This is a genomic window from Candidatus Eisenbacteria bacterium, assembly GCA_016867715.1.
Classification (GTDB): Bacteria; Orphanbacterota; Orphanbacteria; order Orphanbacterales; family Orphanbacteraceae; genus VGIW01.
Map to the genome: position 1 here is coordinate 1 of VGIW01000053.1, position 21,791 is coordinate 21,791.

A 21,791-nucleotide genomic window follows, 5' to 3' on the forward strand; every position below is an offset into this window, starting at 1 on the left:
ATCTGGTGCGAGGGGCGCTTCCCCCCTCCGAGGACGAACTCCTTCTCTTCCCGAGCGAGCGCGAGACATCCGCCCCGGACGACGAGATCTCGATAGCGGACGACGCGCGGCTTTACTTCATAGGTGAAGTTCGCGTCGTTCGGGCAGACCGGCACGCATTTGTCGCAGTTCACGCAGTCGAAGAGGGATAGGCGCGAGGCGATCTTCCGCGGAGGGGTGCGGTTCGCGGCGGCGGCATACCGCGCATCCCGTCTCGCCCGATCCGCCGCCTTTCGGTGGTTCCGTAGGGAAGCCTCGCGGACCGCGTGCGCATCCGCCTTCTCCGCGGAGGCGGAGGGGGCATCCGTTCGGAGGATGAGCTCGTCGATCGTCCGCGCGCTCGTCTCTTCCATTCTTCGCGCGAGCGCCCGGTGATACGCGCGGAAACGCCCGTACCCGCCCGGCTGAAGAAGATCCGTGCAAACCGTCACCGGAACGAACCCGGACGCGACCGCGTCCGGATAGTTCCTCGCGTCGACGCCCGCGGAGAAAGAGATCGGAAGATCCGCCCCGACCTCCTCGCGGACGCGCGCCGAGAGCTCCATCGCGAGCACGTGGAGCGGAGGGCCGGAGAGGTACATCCGCTCGTCCCGAAAGAACGACTTGTGATTCTCGACGACGAGCGTGTTCGTGAACTTCGCGCCGACGCTCTTCCCGAGCTTCTCCCCCGCCGCGCGGAGGGAGCGGAGAAGATCGACCCCCTCGGCGAAGGATGGATCGCTCGTGAACGCGTCGCGCGGCGGGCGAAGCTCGTCGTATCCGAGCTCACCGCGGAGGATCGCCTCGACCTCCTCGTATCCGAGAAGGGTCGGGTTCATCTTCACCACCACGTGAAAGTCGTGCGCATCCATGAGGTGGCAAGCGATCGACTCGATCTCGCACGGCGGACAGCCGTGAAACGTGGAGATCGTGACGCACTCTCCGATGCGCGCCGGGACCGGAGCCTCCGCGAGGCGACGCCATCGGTCCGGGAGCCCCGCGCGAAGCTCCCGCCGCTCCGCATCGATCGCGCGCGAGGCATCCCGCATCGTCTCGAGGAAGCGGCTCATCTTGGCCGAGCGCACCCCCGCGAGATCGTATCCGACGCTGATGTCGAAGAGCACGTCGCGCTCGGCCTCGCCGCACCCCTCGGGAATCCCCGCCTCGCCGAGCGCGGCGAGAAGGAGGCGCGCCTTGACGTACTCGCGCGCCGATTCTTGAAGCGAAAGCTCCTGCGACCACTCGACGTTGAAGCCGACCGTCTCCATGTCGATGCACGGCCGCGGGATCGCGAGACGGTCGAGAACCTGCACGGTCTTCAGCTCGAGAATGCGCCCCCCGGCGAGATACGAGAGAACGATGTTCTCCGCGAGCTGTGTGTGCGGCCCGGCGGCCGGTCCGAGCGGGGTCGAGGCCCTCTCTCCGTGCGAACGGACCGAACCATCGAACCCGGGCATCCCGCGGTAGAACTTCTCCTCCGGGAGATCGAAGATCGCCCCTTCGCGCTCCTTCTGGAGGAGCGCGCGCCGGAGAAGAAGCGCCGCGGAAAGCGGCCGGAGAACGCTCATCGTCACCTCTCGCGGCGCCGGCGTTCCGCCGCGCGGCCGGCGCTCGCGCCCCTCACGCTACCACACCCGCGCGCCGCCCGGAAGGACGCCCCGCGCGACGATTCGGAACCGTGTGTATAATCCGCCTCGGAGGAGCGATCGACTTGAGACACTTCGTGCGCCCAAGGATGTTCCTCGCGTGCCTCCTCGCCGCCGCGGCCGCCGAGGGATCTCTTCCCTACGGGACGAACCGAATCACCCCCGCGAACCTCTACACGCTCCAGCAAAAGATCCAATGGGACGGCCCGCGCGAGATCCAAGCCCTTCGGACCGAACACTTCGACATCTACATGGGAAAGGAGGAAGAGGCGATCGCCTCCCGCATCGCGAGCATCGCCGAGGAGTGGGTTCCGCGGCTCGAGGAGCGGATGGGGGTTCGCTTCGATTCGCTCGTCGAGAAGGGGGAGCGGATCCCGCTCATCGGCTACACGTCGGAGACGCGCTTTCTCGCGACGAACACGGCTCCCGGCTTCGTCGGAGAGGGGGTGCAGGGCTTCTTCGATCTCGTCCGCGGGCGGATCGTTCTCCCCTTCACCGGTTCGAACGAACGGCTCGAGCACGTGATCCGGCACGAGATGGTCCACTCCTTCACGCTCCCCCTCCTCGAAGCCTCCTGGAAGCGCTACCAGAAGGACCGCGACCGCGTGCGCGAGCGGCAAGTGAAATGGGGAGAGCTCGTGTATGTCGCGCGGCGCTTCACGCATCAAGCGCCGCGGGAAGCATTCCCGCGCTTCGTCCGGGGGCGGCTCGCGCCGGTCGAGGACGAGGTCGCCCTTCCGCCTCCGGTCTTCGGATCCGGAACGCTTCACCCGCAAATCGTTTTCGGATACGCCGAGGGCTCCTCGCGCGACCCGAGGATCCGCGTCTCGCTTCGCCTCGCGAATCCGGCGGAGGCGGCGTTTCTCGCCTCTCTCCGCGGCGCGGAGATCGACTCGCTCGCGGCGACGCTCGGCCCGGGCGCGCGCTCGGTCCTCCGAGTCCTCTCCCGCCCCTACCCCTGGACGGTCGAGGCGGAGGAAGAGATCCTTTTCGACGAACCGGTCCCCTCCGCCGGCGCGCGCCGGCACCTCGAGCGGTTTCTCGGCGCCGTTCCCCGGGAGACGACGGATCGCGCGGAGAGCCCTCCGCTTCGCATGCTCCAGGCGGACCTTCTGGTTCTCGACTCGGTCGATCCGGCCGCGTTCCGAGAGGCGTGGGAGGCGATCGCTCCCCTCTATCGCGCCCTCGCGCGCACCCGCTACGACGGGCCGGTCCTCCCCGAGCACCGAAGCCCCTCGTCCGCGCGATTCGACGAAGCGGAGCGCGCGCTCTTCCGCTACGTCCCCCCCGATCTCCGCCCCCGGCTCTTCTCCCTCGGCATCCTCGAAGGGGTCGCCGAGTACTACGCGGCGGAGTGGAGCGACCTCAACGATCTCGTGCTTCGCGATCTCGTCCACGAGGGGAGGCTCGTTCCGTTCCAGCATCTCGGGCCGCAGCACGGGTATCTCGTCTACGTGGAGGGGCTCTCCTTCTTCCGCTATCTTTCCGAGAGGTTCGGCGAGGAGACGATCGGTCTTCTCCTGGAAAGCCTCTACCGCGGACGCCGCGAGACCGACGTGTTCGAGGCGGTGTACGGAGAAGCGCTTGACACATTAAGCATGAAATGGGAGATCTCGCTTCGCCGGAGCATCCTCTCGCAGTTCACGGACCAGACGGACATCCGCGAGCACGCAGCGCCCCTCGAGAGCGGAAGCTTCGCGGGCCCGCCGCGCGCCGACGGCGGGCGCGTCCTCTTCGCCTCGTTCCGGCGAGGGCGGGCCGAGATCCGCGCGTGGGAGAACGGGAAGTACTCCGGGATCGCAAAGGACCGCCTCCCCGGATTCGAGTCGCTCCATCTCGGCGACCCGAACCTCGACATCCGCGGGGACCGGGCCGTCTTCGTCGCCCTCTCGAAGGGGAGGGACGAGGTGGTCGCGGTCCGGCTCCCGGGGAACGAGGTCGTCGCAAGAAGACGATTCGATCCGCTCCTCACGATCGAGTCGCTCACGCTCTCGCCCGACGGAAAGGAAGTCGTGGTCGCCGCGCTTCACGAAAGCGGGCGCGGGGATCTCTTTCGCTTCGCTCTCGAAGGAGGTCCGCTCGAACGGCTCACGGACGATCTCGCCCACGAGACCGATCTCGAATGGGGCGAGGAGGGGATCCTCTTCGCCGCGGATCGCGAGACGCCCGGGCGCTACGACCTTCATTGGATCGACCCCGAAGGAAACGAACGCCGAATTCTTCGTCTCCCGACGTCGATCGGGAACCCGCGTTGGCTGGACAAGGATCGGATCCTCTATCTTGCGCGCGAGGGAAATCGCCCGAGGAACGTCTTTCTCTTCCATCGCCGAGACGGAACGACGGCGCTCGTGACGCGGGATGCGGTCGGCATCTCCGCCTTCGATCACGACGGCGATACGCTTTACCTGCGAACCAACCGGAGGCTCCGCTTCCAGATCTGGAAGACGCCCCTCTCCCCGCTTCTCGACTCCGCCGGCGCGCCGGTGGCGGTCGCGGGGGCGGCGGCGCCGGTCCCGTGGACGCCTCCCGAGCCGGCGCCGCACGAGAAGGGGCCCTACAAGAGGAAGTACGGACCGGACCTCTTCTTTCTCACGGGGAACGCTTTCTACTCCCAGACCCTCCTCGGCCTCTCCGACATCCTCGGGGACCGGAAGATCGCGCTCTACCTCGGTTCGAACGCGGACCGGTCGGACGATCTCCTCAAGTACCTCTCCGGCGGCGCGACGGTCCACTTCCTCGAAGGACGCGTCGACTACCGGCTCGGCGCGTTCCACTTCGCGGACGAGTACCTGACCGACCAGCGCGGGTTCTTTTTCCGGCGCGAGACCGGTGTGCTCGGCGGGATCACGGTCCCCTTCGACCGCTTTCGATCGATCGGCCTCAACGTTCTCATCAAGAACGTCCGCGAGGAAACGCTCGGCTCCGACGCGAAGAACGACTTCGGCGAGGTGACGGTGCAGGGGATTCTCGGGTACGACACCGCGGTCCCCGACCGGTTCGGCTACGGGTTCGGGAGCGGCGTTCTCTCGAGCCTCCTCTTCTCGACGGATTTCCGTTTGAGCCCCGAGTCGAGCATCGGGAGCAACACGGTTCTCGGCGATCTCCGCGTGTACGTTCCGTTCGGCTGGGATGTCGTGTGGGCGAACCGCCTCTCCGGCGGGTTCTCGTCGGGCGAGTTCCCGCAGCAGATCCTGATCGGGGGATCGCTCACGCTCCGGGGCTACGACTTCCTTTCCCTCCGCGGGGAGCGCTACTTGCTCGCGAACGAAGAGGTGCGTTTCCCCCTTCCCGTGCGTCTTCTCGTCGGCGATCTCGCGGTCGTCTCGCGCCTCCAGGGAGCGCTCTTCGTCGACGCGGGGGACGCGTGGTTCGAGGGACATTCCCCCGTCTTCCGCGGCTCGACCGGCTTCGGCCTTCGGAACGGAATCGGCGGCGCCGTTCTCCGGTGGGACCTCGCCAAGAAGTTCGAGCGGCGCCGCTTCCTTGAAGGATGGGAAACCGATTTCTTCATCGGTTGGAATTTTTGACCTGGATGATGCAGGCGTCCTCTACTGCGGACGCGGAGCGCGGCCTCGCGACGAAAACGAGCGCGCAATCCAAATCGGGGAGTCGAAAGCTGCAGACGGCAAGTGATCAAACGGGGACCGGGTTCCCCGCGTCGTCGACGGCGACGAAGACGACATCCGCCTCGGTCACGCGGACGATCTCCTCGGGATCTCCCTCGCGCTGCGCCTCGACGACGACTCGCGTCGCGATCGACGTGCGGCCCACCTTCGTCACATCGGCGTAGAAGGAGATGAGATCGCCGACGTAGACCGGCTTCTTGAAGACGACCTCGTGCATCGAGACGGTGACCACCTTCCGGCGCGTCACGCGCTTGGCGGCGACCGCTCCCGCCTGGTCGATGTACGAGAGGATGATCCCGCCGAAGATCGTTCCGTGCGGGTTCGTGTCCCGCGGGAGAAGGGTGATCCGGATCGCGGGGTCGCGGGGCGATTCCTTTCGGCTCATGCGCATCTCCCCCAAGATTTCTCTTCCGGACGCGCAGTCTAGCGAAAAACCGCTCGCGCGGAAAGAGGAAGGTCGGGTACGTTCTCAAGGCGGCGGGGGGCGCGCTTCGGTGGAGCCGGAGCTCTCTCCTGCCGATTCTCATAGGAAGGAAGACGTCCGCCCGGAGGATCGATCTCATGAAACGGTTTCTTGTCGCGCTCGCCGCCGCGTCCCTCGCGGCGGCTTCTCCCTCGCAGGCCGCGAGCCCGAAACTCGAAAGCGCGCTCGCGCGGCTCGCCGTGAGCCGAACGGAAGGCCCGGCGAAGGCGCGGGCCTTTGCCGAGGAGAGCCTCCTCCCGCTTGAAGGAGACTCCGCGCTCGTCACGATCCGCCCGACTTGGGGAGCGCGCACGGATGCGATCGACTTCCACGCGCTCGCCGCGACCGGGACGCGCGTCCTCGCCCGCTCGCGGAGCTTCATCCGCGCGCTCGTCCCGATCGGCGCCCTCGGGGCCGCCGCGGAGTGCCCCGGCGTCGCCTTCATCGAGAGACCGATCGCCGGGCATCCGCTCATCGTGAGCCAGGGGGTCTCCCTCACCGGAGCGGATGTCCTCCAGTCGCTCGGGTACGACGGTTCCGGGACGCGGGTGGCGGTGCTCGACAACGGTTTCATCGGGTGGATGAACGCGGTGAACCAGGGCGAGCTTCCCGCATCGGTCGCGTCCCGCACGTTCGACTTCAGCGGCACCGGCTTCGCGACCGAGACCGAGCACGGCACCGCGGTCGCCGAGGCGGTCCACGACATGGCGCCGGGAGCCGAGCTCACCCTCATGAAGATCGGGGACGCGGCGAGCCTCGAGATCGCGCTCGACACGTGCATCGCGCGGGGGATCGACGTCGTCAACCACTCGGTCGGCTGGTTCGGGCAGCCGGGGGACGGAAGCGGCGCGATCTCTGCGGTGGCGGACACGGCGGCAAGCCGCGGCATCTTGTGGGTGAACGCGGCCGGGAACCACGCCTGGGGGCACAACGAGGGGATCTTCACCGACACGGACGCCGACGGTTGGCACGAGTTCGCGCCGGGGAGCGAGGAGATCCTCATCAGCATCGCCAACCCCGCCGAGACGGTCCGCATTCACCTCACATGGAACGCCTGGCCGACGACGAACGAGGACTACGACCTCTACCTCACGAACCAGATGGGGATGACGCTCGCCTCCTCGACGAACTCCCAAGCGCTTCACGCGCAGGAGCCGCGCGAGTTCATCGGCTTCACGGGCGCCTCCGGCACGCTGAAGATCAAGATCAAGAAGGTCTCGACGACGACCCAACACTCGTTCGATCTCTTCGTGATGGATCAGGATCTCCAAACGCACCGCGTGACCGCGGGGAGCCTCCTCGCCCCAGCCGACGCCCGGGGAGCCGTCGCGGTCGGCGCGATCAACCGGAACTCGTGGGCGGCCGGCCCGCAGGAATATTTTAGTTCGCAAGGACCGACGAACGACGGCCGCGTGAAGCCGGATCTCTGCGGCCCGGACAACTGCAACAGCTACACGTACGGCGCCTGGCACGGCACCTCGCTCGCCTCGCCGCACGTCGCGGGAGCGGCTGCGCTTCTCTTCTCCGCGTATCCCACGTGGAACGCCGACAGCGTGCGCGCGGAGCTCCTCGCGGGAGCGATCGATCTGGGTCCCGCGGGCCCCGATTCGGTCTACGGGCACGGGAAGCTCGCGCTCTCCCCACCGCCGCCGAGCCCGCCCGCCCCCTTCACGGCGACCGCCTGGAACGGCGAGGTCGTTCTCTCCTGGACGAACCCTTCGAACGTCAACTTTCAGTCGACGACGATCCGCTTCTCCACGGCCGGCTATCCGCTCTCCCCGGCGGGGGGTTCTCCCCTCGGCGTCTTCGCCGGGCCACCGGGGTCCGATTCATCCTTCACGCACGCGCCGCTCGCGAACGGCACGACCTACTGGTACAGCGCGTTCGCGTACGACGGCTCCTCCTACTCGATTGCCGCCGAGGCGCACGCGACGCCTTCCGGGCCGGACGCCCCGGGCGCCCCCTCGCTCGCGGCGATCAAGGGGGACGGAGAGGTCCTTCTCGAGTGGACGGCCCCGTCCGATCCAGACCTCGAGGGGATTCGGATCGAGTACGGGACCGCGCCCCTTTCCGGAACCGTCGGGGCCGGTCTTCCGCTTCCGAGCGGGCTCTTTCGGAGCGCGGCCCCCTCGGCGACCGGAAGGGACACCCTCTCCGGCGCGACGAACGGCACGACCTACTACTTCAACGCGTTCGCGTACGACTCCACCGGGCACTACTCGGTTGCGGCAGAGGCGTCCGCGACCCCCGCCGACACGATTCCTCCGGTCCCGCCCCTTGCGTTCGCGGCGGAAGGAGGGGACAACCTCGTCCTTCTTCGCTGGACGAACTCCCCCGCCCCGGACGTCGCGGGGATCGAGATCCGCTTCTCGACCCTCTCTCCCCCCGCGACCCCTCAGGACGGCGACACGATGATGACCGGATGGGCGGGCCGCCTCCCGGGTGCCCCGAGCCAACCGGATAGCTTCATGCATGTCGGGCTTCTCTCGGGGTTGACCTATTACTACTCGGCCTTCGCGTTCGACGACGCGTTCCTCTACTCAAGCCGCCTCGTCGATTCCGCGACGACGAACCCCGCGAGCGCGGTCGATACGATCCCGCCCGGGATGCCGATCGCGTTCACCGCCTATCCGGGAGACCGAGAGATCCGGCTCGAGTGGACGAACCCGGTGGCGGCCGACTTCGCCGCGCTCCGGATCCGTTACTCGACGAGCGCGCATCCGGCGACGCCGGCGGAAGGGAACCCGATCGAGAACGGCGCGGGAGGCGTCTTCCCCGGAGAGCCCGCCTCGGATAGTTTTTTCATCCATCAAGGGTTGACGAACGGAACGATGTACTTCTATTCGGCGTTCGCCTTCGACGACTCGGGAAACCACTCGCCGGCGGCGGTGCTCCAAGCGACGCCGGCCGACACGACCGCCCCGGGGCCGATCCTCGCGTTCAGCGCCACGCCGGGGGAAGGGTCGATCCTTCTCGCGTGGACGAACCCCTCGGACGCCGACTTCGCCCATGCGGTGATCCGCTTCGACACGACCGCGTATCCCGCCACGCCGGCGGCCGGTCTTCCGGTTCCCGAAATCGGGACCGGCGTTTTCCCGGGCGCTCCCGGCGCACATCGGTCCTTCACGCACGCCAAGCGGATCGGCGGGGTGACCTACTACTACTCCGCGTTCGCCTTCGACGCCGACTCGAACCGCGCCGCCGCGGCGACCGCGTCCGCCTCGCCGCTCGACACGACGCCGCCCGGACCCCTCGCGCTCTTCTCCGCGACCGCGGGGATCGACAACATCCTCGTCCGATGGACGAACCCGAACGATCCGGACTTCGCCGGGACGACGATTCGCTTCTCGCCGATCGCGTTTCCGAACAGCCCGTCCGCCGGTTTTCCCCTCCCGAACGGAGCGGACGGCTTCTTCCCCGCCGGGCCGGGCGAGCAGGATTCGTTCGTCCACATCGGGCTCGCGAACGGGATCACCTACCGCTACGCCGCCTTCCCCTCCGACCGGAAGGGGAACTTCGGGCCCCGCGCGCAGGCGGCGGCGACGCTCGTCGACACGATCGCGCCGCCTCCCCCGCCCACCTTCGCCGCGGGCTACGCGGACGGCGCGATCGTCCTCCGTTGGACGCACGCGAGCGGCTCGGACTTCGCCGGAACGTACATCGTCTTCTCGACCGACCAGGTCCCGCTCGACCGAAGGGACGGAACGCCGGTCCCCTCGACGCACGGAGGCTACTTCCCCGGTGCGGAGGCGACCGCCGATTCCTTCACACACGAAGGTCTTGTCGAGGGGACAGCCTATTACTACGCCGCGTATAGCTACGACGCGGTCCCGAACTTCTCGACGCCCGCGGTCGATTCGGCGGCAACGCCCGCGGACACGATCGCGCCCGAGCTCGTCCTCGGGATCCTCCCGAACCCTTATCTTCTCTATTATTTGGATCTCTATCTTCTCGCCTCGGAGCCGCTCGATCCGGAATCGGTCTTCGTCGAGGCGGACGGAGCGCTGATCCCGATGACGCGAACCGATCCGATCGAGGAGGTCTGGCTCGGAAAGGCGCGGCTCGCCGGCGCGGGGAGCGCGTCGATTCTGGCCGCCGCGACGGATCGCGCCGGGAACCGGGCGGAGGTTTCGGGGAGCGTCTCGTACGCGCCCGCCCCGGCGGACCGGCCGCTCGCCCTCGCGAGCCCGGACGGTGCGGTCGTGCTCCGCGTCGATGCGGGGGCGGCCGGAGGGGCGCGCGCCTTCTCGATCGTTCCGACCGCCTGGAACGCGGGTCTCTCCGAAGTCGGACCGGCGAAGACGGCCCGTCCCGCCGTCCTCGCTGATGAGGGCGCCTACGCGATCCAATCGATCGGCGCCTGGCCCCGAGCCGGAGCGTCCCTCGAGTGTCTTCTCGATCCGAGCGAGTGGGCCGGCGTTCCCTTGGAGGAGATCGCGCTCGAGCACGCCACCCTGGGGACGATCCCCCTCGTCGTGGACAAGGAGCGCTTCACGGCCGGCGGTCCCCTCGCGAGTCCCGGCATCGTTCGGCTCACGCGGGACCGGAGCGGGCCGAGCCGTCCCCCGGCCCCCTCGCTCCTCATCCTCGAACCGAACGCGCCAAACCCGTTCAACCCGGAGACGACGATCCGCTTCACGGTCGGCGCGAAGGGCCCCGCGCGCGTCACGATCCACACCGTGTCGGGAAGGCTCGTCCGAACCCTCTTCGACGGCGAGGCGCTCCCCGGAGCGCGCGAGGTCCTCTGGGATGGCCGGGACGACGCGGGGCTCCCCGCGGGGAGCGGCGCGTATCTCTATCGAGTCGAAACCGACCGCGCCTCCGACGCGCGGCTCATGATCCTTCTTCGATGACGCTGAGGAGAGCATCGACATGAACACGCGGATGACCTCGACGGGGGCGACCACCCTTCTCCTCCTCTCCTTCGGAACGCTTCTCGTTGGGTGCGGCGGGGGTGACGGCTCGGGACCGGCGACCGAAGACCCGGCGGCCCTCACGAGCTCCGGATGGGAAGCCTTCGCGAGGGGCGCTTGGTCGGAGGCCGCCTCGTTCTTCCGCGCGGCGATCGGGGCCGACTCGCTCTTCGGAGACGCGCACAACGGCCTCGGTTGGACGCACGCGCGCGCGGACTCGTTGGACGCCGCGGCCGACGCCTTTGGGACTTCGATCCGAGTCGGGTTCTCCTCGGCCGATCCCTACGCCGGGACCGCGGTCGTCCTCAGGGACCGCACGCCTCCGGACTACGCGGGAGCGATCACGGCCGCCCGCGCGGCCCTCGCTCGCGATCGCGCGTACCGGTTCGCGCACGACCCCTCGTTCGACTGGAACGACCTGCGCGTGATCCTCGCCCAGTGCTTCTTCGCGCGCGCCGAGTACGGGAACGCGAACGCCGAGGTCGACACGCTCGGCGGAACCCCCGCGAATCCCGAATCCCCCTCGTTCCTCGAGGATCTTCTTGCCGAGATCGAGCGTCTCTCGATGGAGAACACCCCCTGATCGCCCCTGGCCGGAACTGCGATTTCGCTTGACAGGCTCCGCCTCGGCGACTAGACTCTCCCCCTGAGTCGGAAAGCCGGTCGGCCGGCAAGGAGACAAAACAGCTAACTCGCTCTAAATCAACAAGATCGACGGTCACCCCTCATCGCCTTGAGAAAACCAACCCGACCGGTTGGTTTTGCGGCATTCGGATCTCGTGGACATGGACGGACGAAGAAAGCGAAAACGAAGCCTGTTGTTTGGATCCGCCCGCGCCCTCCTGGCGATCCTCGCGCTCGGGATCATCGCCTGGGGGGACGTGCCCGATCCCGAGAACCCGGGGGTTCCACCGAGGGTCGCCACGGGAGACCGGCCGGAGACGGGCGACTACCGGCATCAGAGACGCGCGGTAGCGCTTCTCCCCCCTCTCGAGGTGGTCGTCACCGCCTATTCCCCGACCGAATGCCAGACGGACAGCCTGCCGTTCGTCACCGCGACGAACACCCATCCCCGCCCCGGTGTGATCGCTCTCTCGCGCGACCTGATCCGCGCCTTCAACCCAACCGCTCCGTTCCGTTTCGGCGACCGGGTTCACCTCGCTGGGATCGGCGAGTTCATCGTGGAGGACACGATGCACGAGCGGTGGAACCGGCGGGCGGACATCTTTTTCGAATCGACGGACGACGCGATCCGCTGGGGGAAGAGAAGGCTCGCGATCACGCTCGTGGAGCCGGAGGGCGGCTCGAGCGGTTCCGTTCGTAGAGAAGCTTCAGCCCCTTCAGAGTAAGGAGAGGATCCGCGCGGTCGATCGCGCGTGAGCGCGGGGCGACGAGCGCGGCGAGACCTCCGGTCGCGATCGCGAGACCGCCCCCCATTTCGTCCCGGATCCGGGTGACCATCCCGTCGATCATCGCCACCGCTCCCCACAGAATACCCGAACGGACCGCCTCGTCCGTGCTCGTCCCGATCGCGCGCTCGGGGAAGACAAGCTCCGCGCGGGCGATCCGGGCGGTGCGGCGGGCGAGCGCGTCGGCTCCCGTTCGGATCCCCGGGGCGATCGCCCCGCCGAGGAAGACCCCGTCCTCGGTCACCGCGTTGAAGGTCGTCGCCGTCCCGAGATCGACGACGATCACCGCCCCCTTGGCCTCGGCGAAGCCCGCGACCGCGTCCGCGATCCGGTCGGGACCGAGCTCCTCCGGCCGTTCGTACCCGATGCGAACCCCGAGATCGATCGACGGGCCGACGACGAGCGGTTCCCCCTCGTGCAGGCGGGAAAGGGCGCCGACAAGATCCGCGAGATGCGCCGGGACGACCGTCGCCACGACCGATCCCTCGATCGGCTTTCCCGCGGCGCCGAGTGCGGCGAGCGCTTCGTCGAGAAGCCCACGGGCGCCTCCGCTCCCCGCGAACCGCTCGGTCCGCACGTTCCGAACCCCGACGATCGTCTCCCGGTCGAAGAGCGCGACCGCCGTCTCCGTGTTCCCCATGTCGATGGCGATGCGCGTGCTCACGGAACGCTCTCCTCGAACTGCTTCTTCCACTTGTAGGCGGTCGCCTTCGAGATGCCGGCGATGCGAGCGGCCTCCGGAAGATAGCACAGCCTTTTTCCCGTTCTTCACTCCGGGACTCACGTTCCGTCTAGCAGGCTGCGGAAAAATGTCCTATGAGAACGGGTTTTGTGTTCCTGAGCCCAGCCAACGGTCCTGAGAGGAGGCCTGCTGCTGTGCCCAAGTTCCTTTCCGGGCCCTTTTTCTCGGGCCTCGGGTCATGGGTGACCTTCGTTTCCGCTCCGTTCCCATCATCCTCCCGCGCCGGTCAAGTTCCGGATCCGGATCAGGTCGTACACAGCGACGGTGAAGACGAACATCCATCCGACCCGATCCCTCCCTCGGTGCCGGGTCTTCCGGATGAGCCCGACCGTCTTCATCCACCCGAAGATCTCCTCGATCCGCTTCCGAAGCCTCTGGCTGATCGCGTATCCCGAATGTCTCGTGGTCCGTCCATCGATCGCGCTCGAGCGGTTTCTTGTGTTCTGAGCCACATGGGGAACCGCGTTCAAGCGCCGCGCGTCCTCGACGAAGCCGGCGGTGTCGAAGTTCTTGTCGGCTCCCACCGTGATCGGCCGCGGTGTCTTCACCTCTTGGATCATCACGAGCGCTGCGGCTCGCTCCATCGACCCGTTCGCCTCCGTCACCATCGCGTTCACTGCGAGCCCATTCCGGTTCTCCATCAACAGGTGCCCGAGATACGCCAGCTTCGCCTCGCTCCCCCTCGTCTTCTTATAGAGACGGGCCTCCGGATCGGTCGTGGACGCATGCGTCGCGTTCGATCGCTTCTCCCCGTGGAAGTCGACCGTCGGATTCCCGGGATCGTCGTCGGAGCGATGCGGTTCGCCGCTCCTCTTCCGAAAGCTCTTCTGCCCCGCCCAGGCTTCGATCAACGTCCCGTCCACCGTGAAGTGCTCGTCCGAGAGAAGGCCCTCCGAGCGCGCCACCTTCACCACTTGCGCGAAGAACGCCTCGGCGATGTCCCCCCGCAAGAGGCGGTCGCGGTTCTTCGTAAACACCGTCGCGTCCCACACCGTATCGTCCATCGAAAGACCCACGAACCACCGGAACAAGAGGTTGTAGTCGAGCTGCTCCATGAGGAGCCGCTCGCTCCGAATCGTATAGAGAACCTGGATCAGCAAGGCCCGGAGAAGACGCTCGGGAGGGATCGACGGACGACCCGTGTCCGCGTAGAGCGTCGCGAACCGAGGCGAGAGACTCTTCAGCACCCGGTCCACCATCCGGCGCAAGGGACGCAACGGATGTTCCGCCGGAATCCGATCCTCCATCGACACGTAGCTCCACATCTCGTCCGGTCGCTGATCCGATCCACGCATCTCGCTTCCTCCATCGTGATGGGCCCGAGATGCACAATACAAAACGCTCGTTCTCGAGCAAGCGAAAACAGGAGTTTTTCAGCATCCTGCTAGAGCGTTCTACCCCGTCTACGGAGGCGCCTCGGCCGCACTCCCCACCCGGTCTCGCAGCCTCGAGCTCCAGTCATCGCGGCCGCTCCGATGCGAAAACCCTCACCACCTCCCCCGCCAGGATCTCGCGCGTCCCGTCGGGGAGAGCGAGAATGAGGCCGCCGGAGGGGCCGACGGCGAGGGCTGGGGCGGTGAGCGTGCGGCCGCCGCCGAGATCGAGCGTCACCGTGCGGCCGATGAGAGAGGAGCGCTCCTCGATCCGCGCGCGGAGAGGCTCGAAGCCTCCCTCGCGGAGAGCGTCGAGATCTTCCTCGAAGCGGTTCAGGATCGCCGCGAGGAGCGGGCCGCGAGGGAAGGCTCTTCCCGCGAGCGTGCGAAGCGAGGCCGCGTTCGGCGGAAGCTCCTCCTCGGTCTGGTTCACGTTGAGGCCGATCCCCACGATGAGCGCCCCTCGGTCCGACCGGAACTCCGAGAGGATGCCGCACACCTTCCGGTCGCCCACGACGAGATCGTTTGGCCATCGAATGTTGAGGTCCGGTCCTCCGGCGCCCTGGACCGCGTCCGCGACCGCGAGCGCCGCGACGAGGTTCGCGCGCGCCGCTTCCTCCGCCCCGCCGCTCGCCTCGACGAGAACCGAAAAGAGGAGCGCACGAAAGGGGGGTGCCTCCCACACCCGATCGAGCCTCCCCCTCCCCTTTCGCTGTTCCTCCGCAGCGATCACCGTCCCCGCCGGCGCGCTCCGAAACGCGTCGCTTCGAAGTAGATCGTTCGTCGAGTCGACCGACCGGAAGATGAGAAGACTCCGCCCGAGAACGCGCGTCGCGAGATGAGGAGCGACTTCCGTATCGATGAGCCGATCGCGCGCGCCCCGGCCCTCGCGCTTCGGGGTTCCGGTCACGATCCGCTCTCGATGAGGAACGACACGTTCGCCGCGGGAGCCGAGTGGGTGAGCGCCCCGATCGAGATCCCATCGACGCCGAGCGCGGCCGCGGCGCGCGCCTTCTCGATGTCGATCCCTCCCGAGATCTCGATGTAGGGCGGGCGCGTCTCCCGCCGAATCCTCGCGACCGCCGCGCGCGTCGCTTTCTCGTCGAAGTTGTCGAGCATCACGCGCTCGACGTGGAGCGGAAGGACCTCCTCGATCTCCTCGAGGTTCCTCACCTCGACCTCGATCGCGATCCCCTGGCTTTCCCTCCGCACCGCATCGACCGCTGCTCGAATCCCCCCTGCCGCGGCGATGTGGTTCTCCTTGATGAGCGCGAGATCCGCGAGGCTCATCCGATGGTTCGTTCCGCCGCCCATACGGACCGCCGCCTTTTCGAGAACCCGAAGACCGGGCGTCGTCTTTCTCGTGTCAAGGATTTCGACCAGCCCCCCGACCGCTTCCACGAAGCGCGCGGTGAGCGTCGCGACGCCGGAGAGGCGCATCACGAAGTTGAGCGCGACCCTCTCCGCGCCTAGGAGCGCGGAGGCGCTCCCCTCGACGCGAGAGACGAACTCACCTGCGCGCACCTTCTCTCCTTCGCGCTTCGACCACTCGATCGCGGCCGAGGGGTCGAGCGCGCGGAACGCCTCGTCGAAGAGGAAGGTCCCCGCGAGAACGGCCGAATCGCGAAAGAGAAGACGCCCCGTCGCGCGCACTTCCCACGAAACGACCGCGCGGGTCGTGACGTCCTCCTCGGCCCGGTCCTCCTCGAGCGCGCGGCGAACCGCCTCGCGCGCCGCTTCCCGGTATCGCGCATCGTCCGCGTGCATCATCTTCGCCTCCGCCGGCTTTTTTCGGGACCCACAACGCCGCCCGGGCTCGCGACCGCCCGCATCTCGAAGATCCGATCGCGGAGGGAGGCAGCTCTCTCGAACTCGAGGGCGCGCGCCGCGGCGAGCATTTCTTTCTCCAAGAGCGCGAGGATCTCCTCGCGCGTGAGGTCGGGCCGGACGACGATCTCCTCTTCTTCCTCTTTCGCATCGACGCGCCGCGAATCGGCCACCGAGGTCGCGAGCATCACCTCCTCGACCGACTTCCGGATCGAACGGGGGGTGATGCCGTGCTCTTCGTTGTAGCGGAGCTGCACCTCGCGCCGGCGAGCGGTCTCGCGCACCGCCGCCTCGATCGAACGAGTCGGCGTCTCCGCGTAGAGGATCACCTTGCCGTCGATGTTCCGCGCGGCGCGCCCCGCGGTCTGAATGAGCGACGTCTCCGACCGAAGGAATCCCTCGCGGTCCGCGTCGAGAACCGCGACCCGCGCGACCTCGGGAAGGTCGAGCCCCTCGCGAAGAAGGTTCACGCCGACGAGAACGTCGAACGCGCCGGTCCGAAGCCCGCGGATGATCTCGACCCTCTCGAGCGCGCCGATGTCCGAATGAAGATATCGGACGCGGATCCCCGCGCGCGTCATGTACTCGGTGAGGTCCTCCGCCATCCGCTTCGTGAGGGTCGTCACGAGCATTCGGTTCCCCGACTCGACGCAGCGCTTCGCCTCCTCCAGAAGATCGTCCACCTGCCCGTCGACGGGGCGCACCTCGATCTCCGGATCGATGAGCCCGGTCGGGCGGATGATCTGCTCGACGAGAACGCCTCCCGTGCGGGCGAGCTCGTGATCGGAAGGGGTCGCGGAGACGTAGATCGTCCGCGGAGCGATGCTCTCGAACTCCTCGAAGCGGAGCGGCCGGTTGTCGAGCGCGGACGGAAGACGGAACCCGTACTCGACGAGCCGCTCCTTGCGCGAGCGGTCCCCATTGTACATCGCGCGAAGCTGCGGGAGCGTGACGTGGGACTCGTCGATCACGACGAGCCAATCGCCGGGAAAGTAGTCGAGAAGACAGAGCGGCCTCTCCCCCGCCTTTCGGCCGGAAAGCGGACGCGAGTAGTTCTCGATCCCCGCGCACGTCCCCGTTTCGCGGAGCATCTCGATATCGAATCGCGTGCGCATCTGAAGGCGCTGCGCCTCGAGAAGCTTCCCCGCGGCGAGAAGCTCCGCGTGACGCTCTTCGAGTTCTCTCTCGATCTCGGCGATCGCGCGCTCGATCTTCACCGGCGTCGTCACGAAGTGCTTCGCAGGGTAAACGCCGATGTAGGAAACCTCGGCGGTCGCGTTCCCGGTGAGAGGATCGATCTCCGCGATTCGTTCGACCGAATCGCCGAAGAGCGAGACGCGAAGCGCCCTCTCCTCGTAGGCGGGCCAGATCTCGACCGTGTCGCCGCGCGCGCGAAACGTTCCCCTCTCGAGCACGGCGTCATTCCGGCGGTACTGGATGTCGACGAGCCGCCGGAGCATCGAGTCTCGCCCGATCTCCTCCCCCGCGCGGAGATAAACGAGCATTCCGCGGTAGTCTTCGGGCGAGCCGAGACCGTAGATGCACGAGACGGACGCCACGATGATCACGTCGCGCCGCTCGAGAAGGCTCGCCGTCGCGCGAAGCCGAAGCCGGTCGATGTCGTCGTTGATCGACGCGTCCTTCTCGATGTACGTGTCGGTCTGCGGAATGTACGCCTCCGGCTGGTAGTAGTCGTAGTAGCTGATGAAATACTCGACCGCGTTCTCCGGAAAGAACGAGCGGAACTCGCCGTAGAGCTGCGCGGCGAGCGTCTTGTTGTGGGAGATGACGAGCGTCGGCTTCCGCACGCGCGCGATTACGTTCGCGATCGTGAACGTCTTCCCCGATCCGGTGACGCCGAGAAGGACCTGGTGGCGGTCCCCGCGCTCGATCCCCTCGACGAGCTCGCGGATCGCCTCCGGCTGGTCCCCCGTCGGCTCGAAATCGGAACGAAGGGCGAAGCGCGCCTCTACCCCCGGAAGCGCTTCAGGTAGAGATACGCGGCGGCCGCGAGGGCGATCGCGAGGATCCCGAGAATCGGGAGCAGGAGGCTTCTCCGTTTCGCCCGCGGCTCTTCGACGTCGTTCCCCCACAGTTGTTCCTCCTCCTCCGCCTTCTCGCCGACCTCGGCCCGATAGCGCCGGAGAAGCTCCTCTTCGTCGAGGCCGAGAACGCGCGCGCACGACCGGAGATGGCCGACCGCGTACGCCGCGGCGGGGAAGATCTCGTAGCGGTCCTCCTCGATCGCGCGCAAGGCATCGACATGGACGCGGGTTTCGGCAGAGAGACGCTCGATCGAGATCCCCTTCGCCTTCCGCGCCTCGCGAACCCACTCGCCGGCCGATTCCATGACCGCCTAATATTGGATGCGAACCGTATAGGTGAGAACCGTTTCTTCGTTCTTCCCGACCGGAAGAACCCACTCCGCCGTGTGCGCGTCCTCCCTGCGGGAAGGGTGCGTCTCCCGCTCGATCGTCCAATCCCCCTCGATCCCCTCCCACACCTTCACCTCGATCGCCTCTTCCTTCCGGTTCCGAAGGCGGATCTCGACGGTGCGGACGCGAAGGCGCTCGGTCCTTCGCTCCTCGGAGAGGATCTTCTTCTCCGCCGCGATGTCGAAGGCGTACCCGATGCGGAGCCGGACCTTCTCCTCTTTCGGGGTGTGGTCGACCCGATCCTCGCCGACGAACTCCGAGCCGCCCCGCCCGTCGTCTTGGAAGACGCGGACGATCCCCGCGGGGAGCGGGATCCCGAGCCCGCTCTTCTCGTCGTTCAGGAACTCGAAGTGGACCGCGACCTTCTCTTGGTTCTTCCTCGTGTCGTAAAGGTATTCCTTCGCGATCGCGACCTTCGTGTTCGGAACGAACGAGATCTGCTTCACCTCGTTCTTCCGGATCGTGGTCGGCCGTTGAACGTCGTACAGATGATACTCGAAGAGCGCGCGCTCCTCGACCATCGGGGCCCCCTTGGCGGCGCGCGTCTCCGTGAGCACGTAATCGTATCTCGGCTCCGGAGCGGCTCGTCCCACGTCCCCCGCGACGAGCTTCAGCTTCGCGTCGCGGTACTCGGCCCCCGAGTTATTCTCGACCGAAACCCATCCGGCGAAGTCGACGAAGCGGTTCGGCTCGTCGGCGAGCGCGACGTACTCGGCGTGCCAGGAGATTCCTCGCGTGAGGTACTCGACCTCGACCTCGCGTTCCCCCGCGCGCTCGCTCCGGAGCTTCCACACGAGGGTCGGGCGCGTGACGAAGTCCTTCGCTTCGCCGAGAAGCTCGACGTTCCGCACGTCGCCGAGGAGAACGAAGAGCCTCTCGCCGGCCGCGTCGCGGAGCACCATCCCGCCTCTCCCGTGCGAGAGGAGAACGCCGGAGAGCATGTCCCCGCTCTTGTCGAAGAAGACCTGGACCGGATGCTCGAGGTACTTCTGAAAGACCTTGTCGCTCGAGACGAGATCGTATTCGTAGTTCTGCTCGAGCACCTCGAGGCCGCCCTTCCCGTCGACCGGCCGGAAGTGGACGCTCGTCGGGTCGATCCGTTCGGCGACGTCCCGATACTCGTAGACCGATTCCCCGCGCTCGAGCGCGAGCGCGCGCCGCTCCCGCACGAGACCGAGGTCGTTGTTGTAGACGGTGACGGCGATCCTCGGGCTCTCGGCGAAGAGGGGACCCGCGAGGAGCGAAAGCCCGATTAGGATGAGACTTGACGTGCGAAGGATTCGGTTCATTTTCTTCCCCTCCCGGTGAAACCGGCGCCGGTTCGCGGAAACGGCGGATCAGTCCGAGATCGCCCGCAGGTTCTCCCGCACCCGTTCGAGCATCTCGGAGAACCGGCGTTCGCGGCTCCGGTCCTTCTCCACCACATCCGCGGGCGCCTTGCTCACGTACTCCCGGTTCATCAGCTTCCTCGCGGTCCGATCGAGCTCGCGGACGAGACGCTCCGCCTCGCGCGCGAGACGCTGCCTTTCCTTCTCCAGATCGGCGATCCCCTCGAGAGGAAGGAAGACCTCGACCGAGCGCGTCACCTCCGCGAGCGCCCCGCGAGGCCTCCCGTCGCCTCCGAGGTCGAGATCCCGAATCCTCGCCAGGCGGCGGATCATCTCGCGGTTCGCCTCGACCGGCCCCCTGGCTGTCTCGTCGAGGAAGCGGACGAGAACCCGGACCTCCTCGCGCGGGGGGACATTCACCTCGGAGCGGAGCGTGCGCACCGCGGTCACGACCTGCTGCACCGCCTCCATCTCGCGCTCCGCCTCTTCGTCGCGGAAACCGTCCGCGCCGTCCTCCCACCGCGCGCGCGAAACACACGGGCCGTCCATCGAAACGTACGACCCGATCTCCTCGGCGAGGTGCGGCATGAACGGCGAGAGAAGGCGGATCCCCTCGCGGAGCACGTGGAGGAGAACCTCGCGCGCCTTCTCGGCGTCTCCTTCGCCGGCGAGCGCCGGCTTCGCGATCTCGACGTACCAATCGCAGTAGCTGTGCCAGAGGAAGTCGTAGACCGCGTAGGAAGCCTCGTTCAGGCGGGTCGCGTCGAGATGCGCGGTGGCTTCCCGGCGGACCGCCGTGAGACGGCTCAGGATCCATCGTTCGGGGAGCGGGAGCGCGGACGGATCGCGCGAAAGACCGCGCACTCCCTCGACGTGCGGGAGCACGAAGCGGGTCGCGTTCCATACTTTATTCGCAAAACGTCTTCCCGTCTCCATCTTCTCGTCCGAGAAGATCTGGTCTTGGCCGATCGGCGTGGTGAGGATCGTGGCGAAGCGGACCGCGTCCGCGCCGTAGCGGTCGAGAACCTCGAGCGGGTCGGGAGAGTTCCCGAGCGTCTTCGAGAGCTTCCTCCCCTTCGCGTCGCGGACGATCCCGTGGAAGTAGACCTCGCGGAACGGCACATCTCCCATGAACTCGAGCGAGGACATGATCATGCGCGCGACCCAGAAGAAGATGATGTCCGGGCCGGTGACGAGAAGGTGCGAGGGGAAGAAGCGCTGAAGATCGGGCGTCTTCTCCGGCCAGCCGAAGGTCGCGAACGGCCAGAGCCACGAGGAGAACCAGGTATCGAGCACGTCCTCGTCCTGGCGGAGCGCGGAGGATCCGCATCCCGGGCAGCGCGCGGGAGCGGCGACCTCAACGGTCATCGCCCCGCAATCGTCGCAGTACCAGGCGGGGATCCGGTGCCCCCACCAGAGCTGCCGCGAGACGCACCAATCGCGGATGTTCTCCATCCAATGGTAGTAGACCTTCTCCCATCGGTCCGGGAAGAAGCGGACGCGCCCCTCCCGCATCGCGCGGATCGCCGGCTCGGCGAGCGGCTTCATCGACACGAACCACTGCGTGGAAAGCCACGGCTCGATGTCGGTCGAGCATCGGTAGCATCGTCCGACCGCGTGCCGGTGCTCTTCGATCCCTGCGAGAAGCCCCGCCGCCTCGAGATCTTCGAGAACCGCCTTCCTGGCCGCCTCGCGGCTCATCCCCGCGTAGCGCCCGAAGCCGCTTCGGATCGACGCGTCCTCCTCGAAGATCCGCACCTCCTCGAGGCCGTGCGTCTTCCCGATCTCGAAATCGGCCGGATCGTGCGCGGGGGTCACCTTGACGCATCCGGTGCCAAACTCCGGATCGACCCTTTGGTCCTCAACGATCGGAAGGACGCGCCCGACGAGCGGGAGGACCGCCTTCTTCCCCCGAAGATGCCGCGTTCGCTCGCTCTCCGGGTGGATCGCGACCGCGGTATCCCCGAGCATCGTCTCGGGGCGGGTCGTCGCGACGACGAGATGCCCTTCC

Annotated in this window: 13 protein-coding genes; 4 read left to right on the top strand and 9 right to left on the bottom strand. The window is 67.3% G+C overall.

The annotated features are described in order from the left end of the window. Window positions 1-1,586: glutamate synthase (locus tag FJY73_09570; GenBank protein ID MBM3320910.1), on the bottom strand; the 1,586-nt coding region annotated here is incomplete at its 3' end. Between the two features lie 143 nt (window positions 1,587-1,729). On the opposite strand from FJY73_09570, the gene FJY73_09575 reads away from it, so the two are divergent. Continuing rightward, window positions 1,730-5,191: a BamA/TamA family outer membrane protein gene (locus tag FJY73_09575; GenBank protein MBM3320911.1), complete on the top strand. Its 3,462-nt coding sequence runs from the start codon at window positions 1,730-1,732 to the stop codon at window positions 5,189-5,191. A gap of 106 nt (window positions 5,192-5,297) precedes the next feature. Here the strand turns inward: FJY73_09575 and FJY73_09580 are convergent, their stop codons facing one another. After that, on the bottom strand, window positions 5,298-5,675 hold the full coding sequence (locus tag FJY73_09580) for an acyl-CoA thioesterase (GenBank protein ID MBM3320912.1): 378 nt from the start codon (window positions 5,673-5,675) through the stop codon (window positions 5,298-5,300). Window positions 5,676-5,851: 176 nt separating this feature from the next. On the opposite strand from FJY73_09580, the gene FJY73_09585 reads away from it, so the two are divergent. The 3 genes from FJY73_09585 (at window position 5,852) to FJY73_09595 (ending at window position 12,015) form a co-directional block, all read left to right on the top strand. Further along, window positions 5,852-10,606 carry a S8 family serine peptidase gene (locus FJY73_09585; protein ID MBM3320913.1) on the top strand — a complete coding sequence of 1,585 codons (4,755 nt, stop codon included), beginning with the start codon at window positions 5,852-5,854 and terminating at the stop codon, window positions 10,604-10,606. 19 nt (window positions 10,607-10,625) lie between these two features. Beyond that, window positions 10,626-11,249: a hypothetical protein gene (locus FJY73_09590; protein ID MBM3320914.1), complete on the top strand. Its 624-nt coding sequence runs from the start codon at window positions 10,626-10,628 to the stop codon at window positions 11,247-11,249. A gap of 202 nt (window positions 11,250-11,451) precedes the next feature. Beyond that, on the top strand, window positions 11,452-12,015 hold the full coding sequence (locus tag FJY73_09595) for a 3D domain-containing protein (GenBank protein MBM3320915.1): 564 nt from the start codon (window positions 11,452-11,454) through the stop codon (window positions 12,013-12,015). On the opposite strand, the gene FJY73_09600 is transcribed toward FJY73_09595, so the two are convergent. The 7 genes from FJY73_09600 to FJY73_09630 all read right to left on the bottom strand — a co-directional run. Next, window positions 11,945-12,739, bottom strand: coding sequence for a type III pantothenate kinase (locus FJY73_09600; GenBank protein ID MBM3320916.1), 795 nt, complete (start codon window positions 12,737-12,739; stop codon window positions 11,945-11,947). The genes FJY73_09595 and FJY73_09600 overlap by 71 nt on opposite strands. Window positions 12,740-13,026: 287 nt before the next feature. Next, on the bottom strand, window positions 13,027-14,112 hold the full coding sequence (locus FJY73_09605) for an IS5 family transposase (GenBank protein MBM3320917.1): 1,086 nt from the start codon (window positions 14,110-14,112) through the stop codon (window positions 13,027-13,029). Window positions 14,113-14,275: 163 nt separating this feature from the next. Further along, window positions 14,276-15,100 carry a biotin--[acetyl-CoA-carboxylase] ligase gene (locus tag FJY73_09610; protein ID MBM3320918.1) on the bottom strand — a complete coding sequence of 275 codons (825 nt, stop codon included), beginning with the start codon at window positions 15,098-15,100 and terminating at the stop codon, window positions 14,276-14,278. Beyond that, entirely contained in the window at window positions 15,097-15,957 is an 861-nt protein-coding gene (gene nadC, locus FJY73_09615; GenBank protein ID MBM3320919.1) for a carboxylating nicotinate-nucleotide diphosphorylase, read from the bottom strand. The genes FJY73_09610 and nadC overlap by 4 nt, the downstream gene beginning before the upstream one ends. Then, entirely contained in the window at window positions 15,957-18,110 is a 2,154-nt protein-coding gene (uvrB, locus tag FJY73_09620) for an excinuclease ABC subunit UvrB (GenBank protein MBM3320920.1), read from the bottom strand. Before uvrB ends, nadC begins: the two co-directional genes overlap by 1 nt. A gap of 263 nt (window positions 18,111-18,373) precedes the next feature. Then, a complete protein-coding gene (locus tag FJY73_09625; GenBank protein MBM3320921.1) occupies window positions 18,374-19,741 on the bottom strand; it encodes a DUF4139 domain-containing protein in 1,368 nt (455 codons plus the stop codon). Between the two features lie 48 nt (window positions 19,742-19,789). Then, window positions 19,790-21,791 (bottom strand): valine--tRNA ligase (locus tag FJY73_09630; protein MBM3320922.1); only part of this gene is annotated, 2,002 nt, incomplete at its 5' end.